Raw genomic sequence first — 14,421 nt, 5'->3', positions numbered from 1 at the left:
CGCGCTAGTGGTCGGGGTCGCTCAGTTGGCTTGTTTTGGGATGTCACCACTTCGCCTCTATACTTCGGATCATCCAGATCCATTCGTTAAAATCACGCAGGTTTTCAACGTCGCGGTCACCACTGCCCTGATTATTATAGTCGCGCTCTACCAGTCGTACGGGGCCTCGCGAACGGATAGTGAGCGGGTCGCCATCTTCAGCGGTAATTAAGTACCAGCTGGGGTCATCCCAGCCTGCTAGGGTAACTTCGTAGTCATCCCAGGCGGTAAAGTGGAGCGATGGCGGCACTTCGCCAAACTGTTCAATCAGAAAGGTACGAAAAACGACTCCCTGCATCTCCACTTCGCGCCCCTGGTAGGGGTCGTAGAGCGTAAACGTCTCGTCGGACATGGCGCGCAAATCGCTGAGGGCAACCTTTTCAGTGACATCACCGTTAATTATATTTAATGCCTGGGCAAAGGCAGTCGCGGGGAGGAGTGTTATGCCCACGACAATTAACGCGCACGCTAATCGGTCACGTGCACCAGCCCATGGGCTGCGGTGTAAGGCAACTGCGTTCATGGCATAGTTTCCTGATGTGTGCATTCTTGCAAAGGAATTTGTAAAGTTCTTTGCAAAAAACTGTCGAAAAGAACTTATGCCAAGAACTCTACCAGAGCACACCTTTTATTGCGCCACAACGCAGGCTAAGAAATTTCAACTTATCCGATCAATACGCAAAAAAAAGCCAGCCCAAATTGGGCTGGCAACAGGAGGCTTACTACGCTATTGAAGCTAAGCTAGCAAGCCCCCTCCCCTGACAAGGTTTACATGAGCTGGGAAAGCTACTTCTTGCGCTCATCTTTACGTAGATGATCGCGAATCACGAAGCCCACCCAGCCCACCATAAATGCGATTACTAAAGCGACGGTGGCTAAGCCAAAGACAATTGTGTCATCCCAATACATGGTGATTCCTCCCGCCGTGATGTATGCGTTCATACTAGTCACTCAACGGCGGAAGAATGCTGACCTAGGTCAAGTTAAAGGGGGCATAGAAAGGCGGTTAAATAGGAAATTGATACCGATCAATTTTGGGCGCTATTACGCTATAGCACCTTGCGGTCTTCGACTTTTGCGTGCTCGGTACCCGGCGGTAACGGATGGCCTTTGGCTAATTCTGCACGGGTAGCTTCGCGCACGTCTAAAATGGTCACTTGATAGTTTAGCGTGCGCCCGGCCAGGGGATGGTTGGTATCAACGGTGACACGGTCGCCATCGACTTCCAGCACGGTGACAATTTGCGGCCCGGCTTCGCCTTCGGTTTGAAAGCGGCTGCCCGGCGCCAACTCAGCGTTACCAAACGAACCACGGCTGACGTCTTGCACCAGATCTTCGTTGCGCACGCCGTAGGCATCGGCAGGCATTAGTTGAACGCTTAACTCGGCCCCAGCCGTTTGGCCTGCTAAGGCACTCTCTAGCCCAGGCACGATATTGTCGTGGCCATGCAAATACTCTAGCGGCTTATTGCGCGCATGGGAGTCATCCAATACCTGCTTGCTGCCATCATTGAGCACGTCGCTAAGGACATAGTGCAAGGTAACGACCTGATGCGCCGTAATCGACATGGAAAACTCCTCTCCGGTAAGCTGTCGGTTTTGTGATAAAACTTTGTGCTAGTACTTTGTGATAGAAACACTCCCTCAGTTTACCACTTGGCCATTGCCAGCGTCTTTCCACCAGGAGTAGCGTTTAATGTTAAGCCCCACCCCCCAGCGCAGTTGGTTTGCTGCGCTGGCTGTTTATTGTCGTGCGCCCGTTATTACCATGCTGTTTTTGGGGTTTTCCGCTGGCTTACCTTTTCTACTGGTATTTTCAACGCTCTCTGCCTGGCTGCGCAGCGATGGCGTTGAGGTCGCGGCGATTGGTTTTTTTGCCTGGATAGGCATGCTCTACTCAATCAAATTTTTCTGGGCGCCGGTGGTGGATCGGCTGGCGCTACCGATTTTGACCCGCGCCTTTGGGCAACGCCGTGGCTGGATGCTACTGGCTCAAGCGACCATTGCTGTGGGGCTAGTGGGACTCGCGGGTTTGAGCCCGGTGGGTAACCTCGGTTGGGTGGCCCTGTTTGCACTACTGGTGGCCTTTGGCTCGGCGACCCAGGATATTGCCATTGACGCCTACCGCATTGAGTCCGCCGATGACGATGTTCAGGCCGCTATGGCCTCGACCTATATTATTGGCTATCGCGGTGGTTTACTTGCCGCCGGTGCCGGTGCGCTGTATATCGCGGCGTCGGCCTCTTGGGATGCGGCGTATCTCAGCATGGCAGCGCTAATGAGCATTGGCGTGCTTACCGTGTTAGTACGCCCGGAGCCCAAACGCGCCTCGCTCTCCATCCAGCTTATCCACGAGCCAAAGGTGCGGGACTTTATTCGCGCCAGCCGGGGCAAACCTAAAGTGCTACGCCGCCTGGGAGCCTGGAGCATTGGCGCGCTGGTCTGCCCGTTTACCGACTTTTTTAGCCGCTATGGGGTGAAAGCGCTGTGGATTCTAGTGTTTATTGCGGTATTCAGAATTAGCGATTTGGCCATGGCCTCCATGGCCAACCCGCTGTATATCGACCTGGGCTTTTCACTGGCCGAGATTGCCAGCGTAACCAATATATTTGGCATTGCCATGAGCATTACCGGCGGAATTTTAGGCGGGCTTTGCGTGGCGCGCTACGGCATTGGGCCGCTGCTGATTTTCGGTGCGGGGTTAGTGATGGTCACCAATTTACTGTTTGCCGTGCTTGCCTTAGTGGGCAATCAGCTACCCATGCTGGTGGTGACGATTATTGGTGACAACCTTGCCAATGGCTTAGCCAGCGCCGTGTTTATCGCTTTTCTCTCCAGCCTCACATCACGGGCCTATACCGCGACGCAGTACGCACTGTTCTCGTCATTAATGACGCTACCAGGGAAATTTTTAAGCGGCTTTGGCGGGCTGGTCGTTAACGCCCAGGGCTACCCAAGCTTTTTTGTTATCGCCACTCTGCTCGGCTTACCGGCTATTTTACTGGCAGTCTGGATCAGCCGAGACAAACAATTAGTGCCCACCCCCAAGCCTGCCTAAACAGGCTTGAAGGCCAGGCTTGAAGGATTAGCCGAGTGAAGATTTAGACTAGCGGTGTGCTTCCAGCCAGTCCAACGCCCCAGGCGTCGTGCGCCACTGATCGCGCATCAGCGTGCGGTACTGCCACGCTTCCGCCCGGGTTCCGGGGTCAACCTGGCCATCTGGGTGGGGCATGGAGGGCCGGGGGTTTTCGGCACAAATCAGCTCCAGCGCATAGCGGTTATGGCCAAGCACATCGCCAAGCGCGGTTTCAGCGGCTTCACGCTGCTCTAATCGATACAGCGCCAGGGTTTTGCCCATTAGTAGCCCAAGCACCAGCGAGCCGTCGTCGTCATTCTCTTCCGCTAACGCCAACGCTTCTTCGTTGCGGTCATCGCGCAGCAGTTGATCCAGCACCAGCTCGCGCAGGCCCAAGCTATCTTCCTGGTCGATCAGCAGCAGCTCTTCGGCCAATTCTCGGGAGTGCTGGCGGGCGCCGCGCTCCATACCCACCACCAGCGCTAGCCCTGTGCGTAGCAACATGGCGTTGTTGGCATCGTCCCAGCACAGGCTGCCGTCGCCTTCGGCGCGGGCTTGTTCCAACCAGCGTGAGAGGCGCAGTGCCAGCGGTTCCAGCAGGCTCGGGGCCATCCACGGCAGGCTGCCAAAACGGCTAGTGAGGGCCAGCGTTAAGTCTTGCACCACCTGGGGCGCGTCCAGCCACTCGGGATGGGCACACAGCGCCGACATCCACTCAATGGCGTTGCCCCAGGGATCATCGCGAAAGCCCAGTGCTACGTCTTCATCCACCAGCACCTGGAACTGCTCATGCCAGGCGGCAAAAAGCGTCGCTTCCCGGGCACTGGTGTTATAAAACAATCGGCCGGCTTCAACATCGGCGCTGATATCGATTTTGGGGGCGGTGGGCAGCGCGGCCAGCAATGCCTGCAGTGACACCAACGGCGTGGCCAGATCCTCTTCGGCACTGAGCAACTGATCAGCCAGCGTTGCACCGGGGTTATCCGCTAGCGCGGCCAAAAAATCCAACTGATCTTCGTCCAGATCGCCCTGGCGAACCAGGCGGCGATACCAGAAGTTGGCGCGCTCTTTGGCTTCCTGCTCATGGCCTTCATGCAGCAACAGCATGGCTTCAATGTACGCCAAGGTAGGCGAATCGGGCAGCGCCTGCTGGGCTTTTACAAAGGCGCCACGGGCACTGTCCAAATCATCGTTATCCAGATGCATTAAACACAGCCGCTCAAGGGCCACGCCGCGCAGAAACAGCGGCCCGCGCTCCATCACATCATCCAGCAGGTCGGCGCGTTTACGGCTAAAGCCGCGCTCTTGGTAAATATCCAGCAGGATTTCAAAGGCGGGTTCGGCCTGCTCGGGCAGCCGCGACCAGTCGCTGCCATCGAACAGCGACTCGAGGATTTGCATAGCGCGCCCAGTCTGGCCACTTTCTGCGGCGATCAGCCCGGCTTCCAGCAGCGCTTGAGCCGGTGCCTGCTGGCTATCCAGCGCGGCTTTCAGGGTCGCGCCCTTCCATTCGCGCAGCGAGAGCATCCACATCATCTGATCGGGAATTTCAGTGGGAAACTCGACTTGGTAGCAGCACTGCTTAAATTTTCGCCCGGAGTCGCACCAGCAGGGTTCGTTACGCCCTGGCGTGGCGAGGGGCTCGCAGGCAAAATCGAGCCGCTCCAGCGGCGTTTGCGACCACAGCACCGGCGCTAGCGCCTGAGCCATGGTCACATCGCCCTCAAAGGCGTCCGCACCTTTGGCGCGCACCCAGGTCATGAAGTCCGGATAGTGTTCTTGTTGCCTGATTGCCGAGAGTGCCCCGGAGGCGAATCCCAGCAGCTGATCGACCCATACCGCCAGCATTGCCGTCTCCACTTATAAAAGACCCTATTGAAAAGCGACATAGTCTAGCATGCAGTGGGGCGCTACCGCAGCGGCAATCGGTTGATCGTTAATGGGCTCGTTCCAAGAGTGGACGCGTACGCCCATACATATCCAGCCGCGCGCCCAAGCGCACCAGATTCCAGTAATGGCCGTTCAGCGCGCGGGAGAGCAGCAGTGTATCCGCAGGCGGCTGCAGGCGGTCCATCGCTGCCCACACTTTAGGGGTTAATTCACGTAATCGCCGGTGCACTCGCACATCGCTAAAGTCCTGCTCACCCGGCTCGAACAGCGGCGCGATACACTCCGCCGACTCACGATACAGCGCCAGCGGCGCGCCCTGCCCCTGGCGCCCGCCCATTTTCATCAGCGCTTCGTCCATTCCCATCGCATCATGCTTTAAGGTGGCATCGAGCAGTTGCATCATGGCGTTTATACGCGCCTCAGGCACGGCAATAACCGCCCCTAAATCATAAATCACCAGTCGCCCTTGAGCATCAGCGGCGAAGTTACCCGCGTGAGGGTCGGCGTGCAGTTCGCCGTAAGTAAACAGCTCTTGGGTGATCCAGTCGGCTAACGTTTGGGCTATGCCTTGGCGCGTCGCATCATCGGCGTCTGCCAGTTCTCGCAGCGGCGTGCCGTCAACATAGCGCATTGCCAACACATAAGGCCCGGAGAGCTTCGGCAGCGCCTCAGGAATCACCAGTCGGGGATCATCTTTATAACGCTCGCGGTAGCGGGCGAGGGCATCCGCTTCGGCGTGGTAATCCAACTCCCCACGCAGGCTTTCGGCGAGCTCTTCAAACAGCGCATCCAAGCGCGCCTGGGGGACCTTAAACCAGCGGCCTAAACGCATAATGCGCCGCACTTGGATCAAATCACTCTCCAGCACATCCGCCAAGCCTGGGTACTGCACTTTAAGCACCACCGTTTCACCTTCATGGGTGGTGGCACGGTGCACCTGCCCCATGGAGGCGCTGGCAAACGGGCGCTCCTCGATTTCACTGAAGTAGTAGTCGATATCAGCGTATTGCAGCACCAGCGCTTCACGAATTTTTGGCCACGGCATCGGCTCGGCCTGACGCTGCAGGCGGGCAAGCTCCTCAGCGAGATCCGGGGGCAGCAGGTCATCCCACTGGGACATAATTTGCGCCAGCTTCATGGCCGGGCCTTTAAGCTCTGAAAGCCCCTCGAACAGTGCTTCGCCCAAGGCACGCCAATCCGCTTGGCCGCCTAAACGGGTTTTCAGCAGCGCGCCGCCGGTGCGCGCGCCCAAGCCCATTAATCGTCGTGTCCTGCCTCGCTCACGCATTGGCTATCCCCTTGAATTTCACCACACCAAATTATTTATACACAATTTATACAACTTAACAGCATTGACCACTTACCGCATCATTATCCTGCGCCGCTCCAGCTAATCTTTAGAGCGTCTGCTACCATAGCGGCCACCGATGGATACGATGAAGGCTTCGCTGCTATGCGCCTGATAATTGCCGAAAAACCCAGCCTCGCCCAAGCCATTGCCGAGGCGTTGCCGGGCACTAGCAAGCGCCAGGATGGCGCCATTAACTGTGGTGACACTACCGTCACCTGGTGCCTGGGACACTTATTAGAGCAGGCACCGCCAGAGGCCTATGACCCCGCCGACAAACAGTGGCGGCTGGATCGGCTACCCATCGTGCCGCAACAGTGGAAACTGATGCCGCGCTCGAAAGCCCGCGGCCAGCTCGCGGTAATTCGTAAACTGATAAAGCAAGCAACGGATGTAGTGCACGCAGGCGACCCCGACCGAGAAGGGCAGTTGCTGGTGCAGGAAGTCATCGAACATATGAAGTATCGCGGCCCAGTGCAGCGGCTGCTAATTAGCGACCTTAACAAGCCCGCGGTAAGCCGGGCGCTGGCGAAACTGCGCTCTAACGTTGAGTATCAACCGCTGTTTCAGGCCGCCCAGGCCCGCTCCCGGGCCGACTGGCTGTATGGCATTAACCTAACCCGCGCCTGGACACTCACCGGCCGCCAAGCAGGCCACGACGGCGTGCTCTCTGTTGGCCGCGTTCAGACACCGGTACTCGGCTTAATCGTGCGCCGCGACAACGCTATCCGTGATTTTGTGCCCCATCCGTTTTATCCGCTATGGGTGGATTTGAAGGTTGCCCAAGGCCAATTGCGCGCCTGGTGGGCACCCAAAGAGCACGCACCACTGGATGACCAAGGCCGCTTAATTGACCGTACCCCCGCCGACGCTTTAGCGGCTCAGTTGCCCGGCGCATCGGGGCAGCTCACCAAGCTCGACCAGCAGGAGAAACGCCAGGCGCCGCCACTGCCCTACTCACTCTCTGCCCTTCAGGTAGATGCCGCCCGCCGCCACGGGCTCTCCGCGCAGATGGTGCTGGATATTTGTCAGCGGCTGTACGAACGCCACAAGTTGATTACCTATCCACGCTCAGACTGCCGCTACCTACCCGAAGAGCACCTTCAGCTAGCCCAGCGCAGCTTAACCGGCGCCTGCCAAAATGATAAGACGCTACAACAGTGGCTCAATGGCGCAGACTTTACGTTGCGCTCCAAGGCCTGGAACGATAAGCAGGTCGGTGCCCACCACGCCATCGCCCCCACCGGAAAACCTGCCGATTTTGGTCAGCTTTCCGATACCGAAGGCCATGTGTTTAGGTTGATCGTGCGCAACGTCATGGCGCAGTTCTACCGGCCCCTGCGCACCTTTGAAGTAAAGGCAGAATTTACGCTACTTAATGAAGCCTTCCGCGCCCGTGGGCAAAGTATTCTCGACCCCGGCTGGAAGCCGCTATTTACCACCCGCGATGCAACGCCACCGCTACCGCCGCTGACCCAAGGTGAAGCCTGCCAAGCACTGGGCGCAGGCGTGGAAGAGAAAGAAACCCGCCCGCCGGAGCCCTTCACCGATGCCAGCCTGATCAAAGCGATGATGAATATCGGCCGCTACGTGGATGACCCCACCGTTCGCCGCACCCTGCGCGACACCGATGGCCTGGGCACCGAAGCCACCCGGGCAGGCATTATCGAAACCCTGGTACAGCGCGGCTACCTGGTACGCCAGCAAAAGGCCCTGCGCGCCACCAAACTCGGCTGCGCGTTAATCGCCGCCCTGCCCAGCGCAGTGAGCACGCCAGAACGCACCGCGCTATGGGAGCAGCGGCTACGGGCGATCTCCGAACAGCAGGACGACCCCGGCGCGTTTCAGCAAGCGTTACTGGACGACTTACGTGGGCTGCTCACCCATAGCGACGCCGCCAAATTAAGGCAGAGCCTGCAAACCGCCCAGGGAGAGGCTGGTAGCCCGCCGAAACGCACGGGTAAGCCGAGAAAGAGCTATGCGAAAAGGAAAAGTACGGGAACCCGCTCGAGTAAGCCAGGCAAGCGCAGTAAAGGGTATATGAGTAGCAATTGAGGGGTATTTTTAGACTCAAAGTCAGTGAGGCACAGCGATATCAACTAGGTGAGTCGGCGGCAGTAAATCAAGGCTTGCTTTCATAGTGCGCACTTCCTCTGCTGGCGGACGGCCAAAAAAACGCTTAAATTCGCGGCTAAACTGGGAGGGGCTCTCATAGCCGACCCGGCTAGCGGCGGCGGCTGCCGTTACCCCGTCACGTATCATTAGCAGCCGCGCATGGTGCAAACGGGTGGATTTAATGTATTGGATAGGCGAGGTTTGGGTCACCGCCTTGAAGTGAACGTGAAAGGCTGGCGCACTCATGCCTGCTTCATTGGCCAGGCTGGCGACTTCCAGCGAATCGGCATAGTGGGCATGAATACGGTTGAGCGCCTTAGCGATTTTGCCAAATTGGCCATAGTGGGAGAGTGCTGTTCGAACACTGCCCCCCTGCTCTCCCGTCAATACCCGGTAGCAGATCTCCCTGACGATAAAAGGGGCGAGTATATGCGCATCCGTTGGGGAGGCAAGCGCACTCAGCAGCCGTAACGTTGCATCGGCCAGCGACGCTTCCAGCGGGCTAGAAAGCATTCCACGCGGCGCCTCTAATGGCGGCCCACCCGATGCTTCCAGCATCGTCACCAGCTCTGTAATCACTACCGCATCCAGGCGGATCGCAATCCCCAGCATGGGTTCTTCAGGGCTGGCTTCTGTTTCCGACGTAAATGGCAGGGGCACCGATAACACCAAGTAATGCTGTGCATCGTAGATATACACCTCATTCCCCAAATAACCACGCTTTCGGCCCTGGCAGATAATGACAATACTCGGCTCGTAAAGCACCGAGGTATTTTGCAGTGGTCGGTTAGAGCGCATAAAGCGCACGCCATCCAATAACGACTGGGTATAGCCTTCGTGGGGTGCCAGTTGGTATAAGCACTCGACGATCTTACGGTAAACCTCAGCATCGCTCTTCAATGTCATGTTAACCACCTCTGTATATGCATGCCGCACCGGAATTAACTCGCCGCGCAGGGCATCTCTTAAGAGTAATATACATGCTGGGTGGCTTAACGCGGCGCACGCTATTAACAATCAAATAGGATTAGGCAATGATGCAATAGGAACGCCTATACTGATGCCCGCCATGGCAGCTTAATCTTCTCAAGGTCAACCACCGAGAGGATTATCCAATGACGACGTTATCAACCCCATCTTCTAAAGTTGTTTTATTAACCGGTGCCAGCAGCGGTATCGGTGAAGCCACTGCCCGCTGGCTGGCAGGCCAAGGGCACCGCTTGATCATTGGTGCGCGCCGCACCGACCGGCTGGAAGCATTGACCCACTCCCTGCGCGCAGAGGGTGGCACAGTGGATTTTCAGGCGCTGGATGTCACCAATATTGAAGACATGCAGGCATTTGCGGATTTCGCGATCAATACCCATGGCCGCATTGATGTGATCATCAACAACGCTGGCGTGATGCCACTCTCCCCTTTAGCGGCGCTCAAGGTTGATGAGTGGAACCGCATGATCGACGTTAATATTCGCGGCGTACTCAATGGCATTGCTGCCATTCTGCCGACGATGCAGGCCCAGAAGAGCGGTCAGGTGATCAATATTTCTTCCATCGGCGGCCTCACCGTTATGCCCACCGCCGCCGTTTATTGCGCCACCAAATATGCGGTTCGCGCTATTTCCGATGGCCTACGCCAGGAAACCGACAATATACGCGTGACCTGTGTCTACCCAGGTGTGGTGGAATCGGAACTGGCCCATACCATCACCGACGCTGAAACCGCAAAAGCGATCGACGTTTTCCGCCAGATTGCCCTCAAGCCCGAGGCGATCGCTTCAGCCATAGCCCATGCCATCAACCAGCCCGATGACGTCGATACCAGCGACATCGTGGTGCGGCCTACAGCCAGCCAATAACACCCCATGCGTCACGCCCGAGCTATTCGGGTGTGCACCTGAACACACGAGCTTTCACATGCAAGAAACCAAACCTCCCATTTATTGGACACGGGCACTGGTGGTCGCTGGCATTATCACTATTTTTCCAGTGACCACCTCTGCTCAAACCGACACAAGTGAAGGAAATCTCACTATGGCAGACCACCCTTATGTTGGAATGTGGGTCACTAAAGATGGACGAATCCGTCATGAACTTTTAGCTAATAATCGTTACGACGAGGCCCGCGGGGAGCGTGAAAGCGCTTACCAAGGGCGCTATCAGGTGACGGGTAACTATATCGAATACTGGGACGACACCGGCTTTACTGCAGACGGCGAATTTATAGATGGCGTGCTGTATCACGCCGGTATGGTGCTATATCGCAAGGAGTAACTTTCAATCCAAATGGGGCACTACCAATAAATAACAACGCCCTTACATCAAAGCCATTAAACATCGGAACTATCTTCATCATGCCCTGAGTGGGAAGCTTTTTTCTTGCTGATGGGCCGCGAAAAGAAAGGCACCAGATAAAGCACCACCCAGGCCAGCAACGTACACAAAACGGCTGTCTGCTCGCGCCCCAGACCAACCGCTACCCCAATGGCGGCAGTCAGCCAAATACCGGCCGCCGTGGTGAGCCCTGAAGTCGCCTGCTCATCTTTTCGAGTAATGATAGTGCCCGCACAAAGAAAACCGATGCCTGCAATGACACCTTGAATAACACGACTCATCTCTGAATCAGAAATACCCGCTTGTTCGGGGATAAAAATGAATAAAGCAGCGCCCATGCAGACCAGCATATGGGTCCGTATACCGGCCGGCTTGCCTCGCTGCTCTCGCTCGAGCCCCAACAGGCCACCGAGAACAGCCGCCAGTAGTAGTCGGATCACCACAATGATGAATTCACTCAGGTCATTAAAATCCGAAAACTCGGAGATTATGATCTCTTTGATTTCTGGCACCGTTTAGCTCCTGTACGTCCAGTCTGATAGTCCATAATATCCACACGTCAGTGCGCTTGAGCACACAATCCACCCGGCACCGCCATTACCCACTCGCGTATAGCCAGAATCGTCGGATCGTGCTGGCGACTTTCCGGGTAGACCAGATAGAACGGCTTGCCTACCAATTCCGGGCCGAACGGTTGCACCAAGCGCTCATCCTCTAATTCATCCCTAATCAACTGACGGCTCATCAGCGCTACGCCCTGCTCTCCAACGGCAGCAGAAATCGCGTGGGTCTCATCGGAAAACACCAGCCCGGCACTAACATCCAACCCAGGCACCTTTGCGTGTTTCTGCCAGAAGCTCCAATTCAGTGGCGCAGACACTTCTCCCTGAGGGCGAAAATGAATCAACGGGTGCAGAGGCAGCTTTGCTATATCACGCAGGCCTAGGCGCGGGCTACAGGCCGGGACAAAGGTGTTATCAAAAAGTTTCTCCGCTACCAACCCCGGCCAACGGCCATCGCCATAGCGAATGGCAATGTCTGCCGTTACCCCATCCAGCGGAACCGGCTCATGGGACGCATGAATGCGCAGATCAATATCGGGATACGAGTCGCGTAGCAGGCATACCCAGGGCAGCAACCAGCGGACCGCCACGGCTGGTGTTGTAGACAGCGTAACGGTTTGGCGAATAGGCACTGCGCTCAGCCGCTCGACGACACTGCTGATGCTATCAAAGGCAGTTTCCAACACCTGCTGCAGCTCCCGGCCCTGAGGTGTCAGCTCCAGTTGACGCGGCTTACGCAAAAATAGCGAAACACCCAGCGCCTCTTCGAGTCCGCGCACTTGGTGGCTGATGGCCGTCGCAGTCACCGACAGCTCCTGCGCAGCCTGCTTGGCGCTCTCATGCCGGGCAGCCGCTTCAAAAGCGCGAAGCGACGAAAGAGAGGGTAATCGGCGATGGCTCATGAATGAGTTCTGCTCATCTATAGCTGCAAGAAAAGATCGTTTGTTTAGGCTCAAAGGCTCAGCCTAAGCTAAGCCTGTTGTTAATCATAGATGAGATCAACTCAGATTAGGAGGCTATCATGACACATATTCTGCACATAGACGCTAGTGCCCGACCCGGAATTGCGGGAACAGATAACCACGGTTCACATAGCCGCCATCTAACCTATCAGTTTGTCAGCCAGTGGCAATCAGGACGACCGCAAGACACGGTTACCTATCGTGACATAGGACAAAACCCGCCATCGATTATTAATCACGACTGGATTGCGTCTGCCTTCACCCCCGAAGAACGGCTAGAACCCTGGATGAAGGAGGCGCTAGCAGAAAGCGATCACTTGGTTGATGAGTTAATTGCCGCTGATATTGTGGTGATCGGCACGCCGCTATATAACTTTGGCATGCCAGCCACCCTTAAAGCATGGATTGATCAAGTGGTGCGAGCAGGCCTAACGGTGGAGTTCGACGACTCCAATCCGATAGACCCTTACGTACCCAAACTCACAGACCGAGAAAGGCATGCCGTTGTGCTTACCGCTAGAGGCGGCGTGAATATGGCGCCAGGCGAAGAAATGGCCCATATGAACCATCTGGAACCACACTTGGCCACCGCACTAGGATTTATGGGTATTACCCGCCTTCATTACATTGCGATCGAAGGCCAGGAAGTAGGCGGTGAGCTACTGGCCGCGTCCGTTGCCGAGGCAGTAGATAAAGTCGAAGCGCTGGTTAATGAATTGCAGGTGGCGTGCCAGGACGCTTCAATCCCCGAACCAGCCTAAAGCTATGTGATGTGAACAACCAGCATCTAAGGTACGGAGATCGCTGACTCGGGAAATCCGTGCCTTAAGTATCTACCTAGCACTCGCTGCCAGCCGTGCACCCAATGCCACAAACAGTGCCCCTAAGCTTCTATCCATCCATAAACCAACGCGCGGTTTGCTCTTCAGAAAAGTACCCAGCTTAGCTCCAGCCAGTACCAAAGGGGGTTCTATTACCGCGGCAACCACGATAATTAAGCTGCCATGTAATAAAAGTTGCGCCTGAGCCGGGCCAGCGCCCTCAACGATAAATTGTGGCAAGAAAGCTAGAAAGAATACGGCCACTTTGGGATTTAGCGCGGACACCAGCATACCCTGCCAATAAACCGAGGATAGGCGCTTGGGGCTCTGCTTTTCTGCTGCAATAAATTGATCGCCTCGTGACAGCAGCATTTTGACACCCAGCCATATCAAATACGCCGCCCCGACCCATTTAACAATCGAAAACGCCAGAGCGGATGTCGCCAGAATTGCCGAAAGGCCAACGGCGGCCATCACTACATGCAGCGCCGCTCCTGACCAAATCCCGAACATAGCGGCAAATCCCTGCCGTCGGCCGCTGCGTAATGTTTGCCCCAATATGTAGGCAATATCCGGCCCTGGCGAAAGGTTCAGAAGAACCGCCGCGGTAAGAAATGTCATCCAATGTAATAGCGAGTAGTCGAACACTGTTATTTTCCTTAATTACTTAACGGTCAAAAGTGGCATGCTCAAAGGCCTAAGATTCATTACACAGCAATGTCAATCGGACTCCATCAGTAGCGCATCGACAATAAAGCCCCCCTTTGCAGCCGTGTAGGCTTCTCGGTCTGAAGAAAACTCTACTGCCCACAGGCGCTTCTTTTTCTCGTACCGTTGCGCCAGTTTAGTATCAGCACGCAGCTTATTGCGAAACGCCAGCCGACGGTGCCACTCTTCACTGCCATACACCATTAAATGCAGATGGTGCGTCCTACGCCCCTGAGCCCATCGCATTAACCAACGCCGCCCTTTTAAGGAGGCGTTGTACTCTAATGATGTCGCATATTTGGCACGGCGCAACGGCTCCAGTAAGTCATCAGCCTGATGCATTGACGCGACGCCTGCCAGGATGTCGATGATTGGTTTGGCCGAGAGACCGTAAACAGCGGTACTTCCGATGTGCTCAATGGCCAAAAACTGATCTGGAAATAAAGCCAGCAGCCTGTCTCGCTCCTTCTCAAAGAGTGTTGGCCAAGTCGGATCATAGGGAAATAGCGCAACCTCCTCATGGATGGCTCGATTTAAAGATTCCGTTTCATCCATGTTTGAGGTTCCCT

At 56.0% G+C, this 14,421-nt stretch carries 15 protein-coding genes; 5 read left to right on the top strand and 10 right to left on the bottom strand.

Going from position 1 to position 14,421, the window contains the following annotated elements; translation table 11 throughout:
* Window positions 1–43: 43 nt before the first annotated feature.
* The 3 genes from ACT3UM_RS20345 to ACT3UM_RS20335 form a co-directional block, all read right to left on the bottom strand.
* Window positions 44–562, bottom strand: coding sequence for a hypothetical protein (locus ACT3UM_RS20345; protein ID WP_498901896.1), 519 nt, complete (start codon window positions 560–562; stop codon window positions 44–46).
* Between the two features lie 263 nt (window positions 563–825).
* Window positions 826–981: a cytochrome c oxidase subunit CcoM gene (gene ccoM, locus ACT3UM_RS20340; protein ID WP_498901895.1), complete on the bottom strand. Its 156-nt coding sequence runs from the start codon at window positions 979–981 to the stop codon at window positions 826–828.
* A gap of 107 nt (window positions 982–1,088) precedes the next feature.
* Window positions 1,089–1,607, bottom strand: a complete 519-nt coding sequence (locus tag ACT3UM_RS20335; RefSeq protein ID WP_498901894.1) for an FKBP-type peptidyl-prolyl cis-trans isomerase — start codon at window positions 1,605–1,607, stop codon at window positions 1,089–1,091.
* Window positions 1,608–1,734: 127 nt separating this feature from the next.
* On the opposite strand from ACT3UM_RS20335, the gene ACT3UM_RS20330 reads away from it, so the two are divergent.
* Window positions 1,735–3,096, top strand: a complete 1,362-nt coding sequence (locus tag ACT3UM_RS20330; RefSeq protein ID WP_498901893.1) for an AmpG family muropeptide MFS transporter — start codon at window positions 1,735–1,737, stop codon at window positions 3,094–3,096.
* Between the two features lie 48 nt (window positions 3,097–3,144).
* Here ACT3UM_RS20330 and ACT3UM_RS20325 read toward each other — a convergent pair whose 3' ends face one another.
* Window positions 3,145–4,962, bottom strand: coding sequence for an SEC-C metal-binding domain-containing protein (locus ACT3UM_RS20325; protein ID WP_498901892.1), 1,818 nt, complete (start codon window positions 4,960–4,962; stop codon window positions 3,145–3,147).
* An 88-nt stretch (window positions 4,963–5,050) separates the two neighbouring features.
* Window positions 5,051–6,292 carry an ABC1 kinase family protein gene (locus tag ACT3UM_RS20320; protein WP_498901891.1) on the bottom strand — a complete coding sequence of 414 codons (1,242 nt, stop codon included), beginning with the start codon at window positions 6,290–6,292 and terminating at the stop codon, window positions 5,051–5,053.
* A 165-nt stretch (window positions 6,293–6,457) separates the two neighbouring features.
* Here ACT3UM_RS20320 and ACT3UM_RS20315 point away from each other — a divergent pair, with 165 nt between their 5' ends.
* A complete protein-coding gene (locus ACT3UM_RS20315; RefSeq protein WP_498901890.1) occupies window positions 6,458–8,407 on the top strand; it encodes a DNA topoisomerase III in 1,950 nt (649 codons plus the stop codon).
* Window positions 8,408–8,428: 21 nt separating this feature from the next.
* Here the strand turns inward: ACT3UM_RS20315 and ACT3UM_RS20310 are convergent, their stop codons facing one another.
* Window positions 8,429–9,373: an AraC family transcriptional regulator gene (locus ACT3UM_RS20310; protein WP_498901889.1), complete on the bottom strand. Its 945-nt coding sequence runs from the start codon at window positions 9,371–9,373 to the stop codon at window positions 8,429–8,431.
* A 209-nt stretch (window positions 9,374–9,582) separates the two neighbouring features.
* On the opposite strand from ACT3UM_RS20310, the gene ACT3UM_RS20305 reads away from it, so the two are divergent.
* Window positions 9,583–10,323 (top strand): SDR family oxidoreductase, encoded by a 741-nt coding sequence (locus ACT3UM_RS20305; RefSeq protein WP_498901888.1) that lies wholly within the window; start codon window positions 9,583–9,585, stop codon window positions 10,321–10,323.
* A 58-nt stretch (window positions 10,324–10,381) separates the two neighbouring features.
* On the top strand, window positions 10,382–10,738 hold the full coding sequence (locus tag ACT3UM_RS20300; protein WP_498901887.1) for an Atu4866 domain-containing protein: 357 nt from the start codon (window positions 10,382–10,384) through the stop codon (window positions 10,736–10,738).
* Between the two features lie 56 nt (window positions 10,739–10,794).
* Here the strand turns inward: ACT3UM_RS20300 and ACT3UM_RS20295 are convergent, their stop codons facing one another.
* Both ACT3UM_RS20295 and ACT3UM_RS20290 read right to left on the bottom strand, forming a co-directional pair.
* Window positions 10,795–11,310 carry an MgtC/SapB family protein gene (locus ACT3UM_RS20295; RefSeq protein WP_498901886.1) on the bottom strand — a complete coding sequence of 172 codons (516 nt, stop codon included), beginning with the start codon at window positions 11,308–11,310 and terminating at the stop codon, window positions 10,795–10,797.
* 47 nt (window positions 11,311–11,357) lie between these two features.
* Complete coding sequence (locus tag ACT3UM_RS20290) at window positions 11,358–12,263, bottom strand: LysR substrate-binding domain-containing protein (RefSeq protein ID WP_498901885.1); 906 nt, start codon at window positions 12,261–12,263, stop codon at window positions 11,358–11,360.
* Window positions 12,264–12,382: 119 nt separating this feature from the next.
* Between ACT3UM_RS20290 and ACT3UM_RS20285 the strand changes: the two genes are divergently transcribed.
* Entirely contained in the window at window positions 12,383–13,084 is a 702-nt protein-coding gene (locus tag ACT3UM_RS20285; protein WP_498901884.1) for an FMN-dependent NADH-azoreductase, read from the top strand.
* A 72-nt stretch (window positions 13,085–13,156) separates the two neighbouring features.
* Here ACT3UM_RS20285 and ACT3UM_RS20280 read toward each other — a convergent pair whose 3' ends face one another.
* Entirely contained in the window at window positions 13,157–13,792 is a 636-nt protein-coding gene (locus ACT3UM_RS20280; protein ID WP_498901883.1) for a LysE family translocator, read from the bottom strand.
* Between the two features lie 72 nt (window positions 13,793–13,864).
* A complete protein-coding gene (locus tag ACT3UM_RS20275) occupies window positions 13,865–14,407 on the bottom strand; it encodes a GrpB family protein (protein WP_498901882.1) in 543 nt (180 codons plus the stop codon).
* Window positions 14,408–14,421 lie beyond the last annotated feature (14 nt).

Origin of the sequence: Halomonas sp. AOP13-D3-9 (assembly GCF_052379125.1) — a bacterium.
Lineage (GTDB): Bacteria > Pseudomonadota > Gammaproteobacteria > Pseudomonadales > Halomonadaceae > Vreelandella.
Note: the sequence above shows the minus strand (reverse complement) of the source record. Positions and strands in the feature narration are given on the sequence as shown.